General features: G+C 72.3%; 3 protein-coding genes. All 3 read right to left on the bottom strand.

The annotated features are described in order from the left end of the window. Window positions 1-156: 156 nt before the first annotated feature. Genes AC1DYN_RS31870 through AC1DYN_RS31880 form a run of 3 tightly spaced genes read right to left on the bottom strand, consistent with a single transcriptional unit; the run spans window position 157 to window position 3,198 of the window. Window positions 157-1,863, bottom strand: a complete 1,707-nt coding sequence (locus AC1DYN_RS31870; protein ID WP_477966700.1) for a PqiB family protein — start codon at window positions 1,861-1,863, stop codon at window positions 157-159. After that, a complete protein-coding gene (locus tag AC1DYN_RS31875; RefSeq protein ID WP_477966702.1) occupies window positions 1,856-2,518 on the bottom strand; it encodes a paraquat-inducible protein A in 663 nt (220 codons plus the stop codon). Before AC1DYN_RS31875 ends, AC1DYN_RS31870 begins: the two co-directional genes overlap by 8 nt. Further along, entirely contained in the window at window positions 2,515-3,198 is a 684-nt protein-coding gene (locus AC1DYN_RS31880) for a paraquat-inducible protein A (protein ID WP_477966704.1), read from the bottom strand. The genes AC1DYN_RS31875 and AC1DYN_RS31880 overlap by 4 nt, the downstream gene beginning before the upstream one ends. Between the last annotated feature and the right edge of the window lie 151 nt (window positions 3,199-3,349).

Below are 3,349 nucleotides of genomic sequence, written 5' to 3' on the forward strand. Positions count from 1 at the left end.
CCGGCACCGTAACCGGCCCGAGCTCGACCACCAGCGGCGCCGCGGCGGTCGGCGCCGGGGCGCTCGCGGCCGGCGCGGGCAGCAGGCTGTGGAAGCGCACCGGCGCTTGCGATGCACAACCCGCCAGCACCAGCGCCATCGCCCACCACGCGGCCCTCATCGCGCCTTCTCCAGCGACGGCAGCGGCGGATCGGCCGGCTTGCCGCGCAGCAGCGACTCGGGGTGACGCTGCAGGTAGTCGGTGAGCACGCGCAGCGACTGCGCGGCCCGTTGCAAATCGGTCATCGTCTGCTCCACGTTGCGTTGCACCGGCGCGTCCGGATCGAGCAGGTTGCGGTCGATCCTGCCCAGCGACTGCTGCACCGATTCGAGCGTGCGCCGCACCTCGGCCAGCGACTCCTGGGCCTGCGGCGACAGCTGCGCGATCGCCTCGCGCGCCTGCGACAGCGTCGCCTGCAGATTGCGCCCGATGTCGTCGAACGGCACCTTGTTGACCTTCGCGACGATCTCGGCGATCTGCGGCTGCAGGTCGGACAAGGTGCCCGGCACCGTCGGGATCACCGGCACGCCGTCGGCCAGGTGCAGCGTTGCCGGTGCCGCCTTCGGGATGAAGTCGAGCGCGACGTACATCTGCCCGGTCAGCAGGTTGCCGTTGCGCACCTGGGCCCGCAGCCCGTTCTCCACCAGGCGCCGGAACAGCAGCTCGTTCTGGCGCGCGCGCTCGGTGCCGGGGGCGATCAGCGCCCCGCGCACCGCGCCCAGCCGCAGCGGATAGACCTCGGCCACCACCTCCATCGGGTAGCGCCTGCGCGCCGCGTCGTAGCCGGGCCGGATCGATTGCACCGAGCCGATCTCGACACCGAGGAAATCGACCGGCGAGCCGGCCGTCAGCCCGCGGATGCCCTGGTCGAACACGAAGCGCACCCGCGTCGGCGGGCCGTCCGGCGGCGCCAGCGCCGCCTTGCGGGTGCCGAACAGCCAGAAGCGCGTGCCGGCCTCGGCCGGCGGGTCGTCGCGCGTGCCCTCGGGGCGTTCCAGCGCCACGCCGCCGGCGATCACCGAGGTCAGCGTCTGCGTGTCGACCGTGAGGCCGCTGGCGTTCAGCGTCAGGTCCACGCCGCTCGCGTTCCAGAAGCGCGTCTTCGCGTTCACCAGCCGCTCGTAGGGCGACTCGATGAAGATCTGCACCAGCAGCTGGTCCTGCACCGGGTCCAGCGTGTAGCCGACCACGCGGCCGATGCGCGTGCGGCGGTAGAAGATCGGCGAGCCGACGTCCAGCGAACCGAGGTCGGGCGCGCGCAGCACGAAGCTGCGCCCCGGTTCGCCGCGCAGCACGAAGGGTGGCACCTCGAGGCCGACGAAGGCCTTGCGCTCCTCGGTCGAGGCGCCGGCATCGGCGCCGATGTAGGCGCCCGACACCAGCGTCGCCAGGCCGCTGATGCCGCCCACGCCGATGCGCGGGCGCACCACCCAGAAGTTGGTGTCTTCCACCGCCAGCGATGCCGCCGACCGCGCCAGCCGCACCGAGGCGATCACGCGCTTGCGGTCTTCGCTGAGCGACACGCCGTCGACGCGGCCGACCACCACCTCCTTGTAGCGCACCTCGGTCTTGCCGGCCTCCAGGCCCTCGGCGGTGCGGAACTCGATCGTGACGCGTGGCCCGGCCTGCAGCAGGTTGTTGATCACCAGCGAGATGCCCACCGCCAGCGCGACGATCGGCACCAGCCACACCACCGACGGCAGCGAGCGCTTGCGGCTGACGACCACCGGCGCCGGCGGTAGCGGTGGCGAGGGCGGCGACGGCGGCAGCGGCGGCTCGGGCGAGGCGGGGAGGGCAGGGGAGGGAACGTCGTCGTCAGGCATGGGGGGCATCAATCTCGTCCGGCCACAACAGCCGCGGGTCGAAGCTGGCGCTGGCCAGCATGGTGAGCACGACGACGGCACCGAAGGCCAGCAGGCCGGCTTCGGGCTCGACGCTGCCGAACGCACCGAACTGCACCATGCCCACCAGCAGCACGACGACGAAGACGTCGAGCATGGACCAGTGTCCCACCGCCTCGACCAGGCGGTACAGGCGCGTGCGCGGCAGGCCGTTGACGCAGCTGCAGCGCTGCGCGGTGAAGGCGAGGAAGGACAGCGACGCGATCTTCAGGATCGGCACCGCGATGCTGGCGACGAAGACGATCAGCGCCAGGCCCCACGAGCGGGCATCCCACAGCTCGCGGATGCCGCCGAGGATGGTGTGCTCTTCGTGGCCGAACACGTTGGCCGTGCTCATGATCGGCAGCAGGTTGGCCGGGGCGTACAGCAGCACCGCGGCCAGCAGGCAGGCCCAGGTGCGCTCCAGGCTGTCGGGCACGCGCAGGTGCAGCGCGCTGCCGCAGCGCGGGCAGTGGGCCGCCTCGTCGTCGTGCGGCACCTGGCCGTCGCGGCGCTGCGAGACCAGCCCGCAGCTGGCGCAGTTGTACAAGCCGGCGCAGCGCCCGCTGGCGAACACCTGCCGCACGGTGCGTTTCATCGGCGCGTGCCCTGCAGCTCGTCGCCCAGCTGCCACAGCCGGTGCAGGCCGGCGGCGCTGCTCGACGTCAACAGCAGCGTCAGCGCGCCGTACGCGAACAGCGCCGGGCCCGGCACCACGCTGGCCAGCCCGGCACTGCGCACTACCGCGATCAGCGCGCCCAGCATGAACACCTCGACCATGTTCCAGCGCGTCGCGAAGCGCACCAGCCGCATCGCCTGCATGAAGCGCGGCGGCAGCTGGCCCCGGCTCATCGGCACCAGCAGGTACAGGCGCAGCACGATCACCATCAGCGGGAACACCAGCGCGGTGGCCGCCGCCAGCATCGCCGACAGCGGCTGGCCGGCCTGCCAGGTGTGCCACAGCGCCTCGGGCAGGCTGATCGCATTGGCCACGCCGCGCACCGAGATCGAGACCAGCGGCGTCGCGTTGCCGATCAGGAAGAACAGCAGCGACGCGACCGCGAACGCCAGCAGGCCGTTCAGCGACACGCGGTGCCCGCGGCCCAGCAGCGCTTCGCAGCGCTGGCAGTGGGCCGTCTGGCCGGGCTCGAGCGCGACGCGCTGGTGCACCGCGTCGCATTCCTCGCAGATGACCAGGTCGGGGCGCGGCTGCAGCGCGGCCGCCTCGTCGGCGGCAGGTGCAGGGCGGGGCGCGGTCGGCGCGAGGGTTGGGGTCATGCGGGCGGCTTCCTTCCGAGGCGCATTCTGCAGCGAGGCGCCCGCTGTCACAATCGACGGCTTTTCAGCGGAGTTCCTGATCGGGCCATGAGTCGAGCGCGGCGGTCGTCGAGGATGTTGGTGCTGGCCCTGGCCTGCGTGATGCTGGGGG

It is taken from the genome of Rhizobacter sp. P2_D12 (assembly GCF_056404395.1).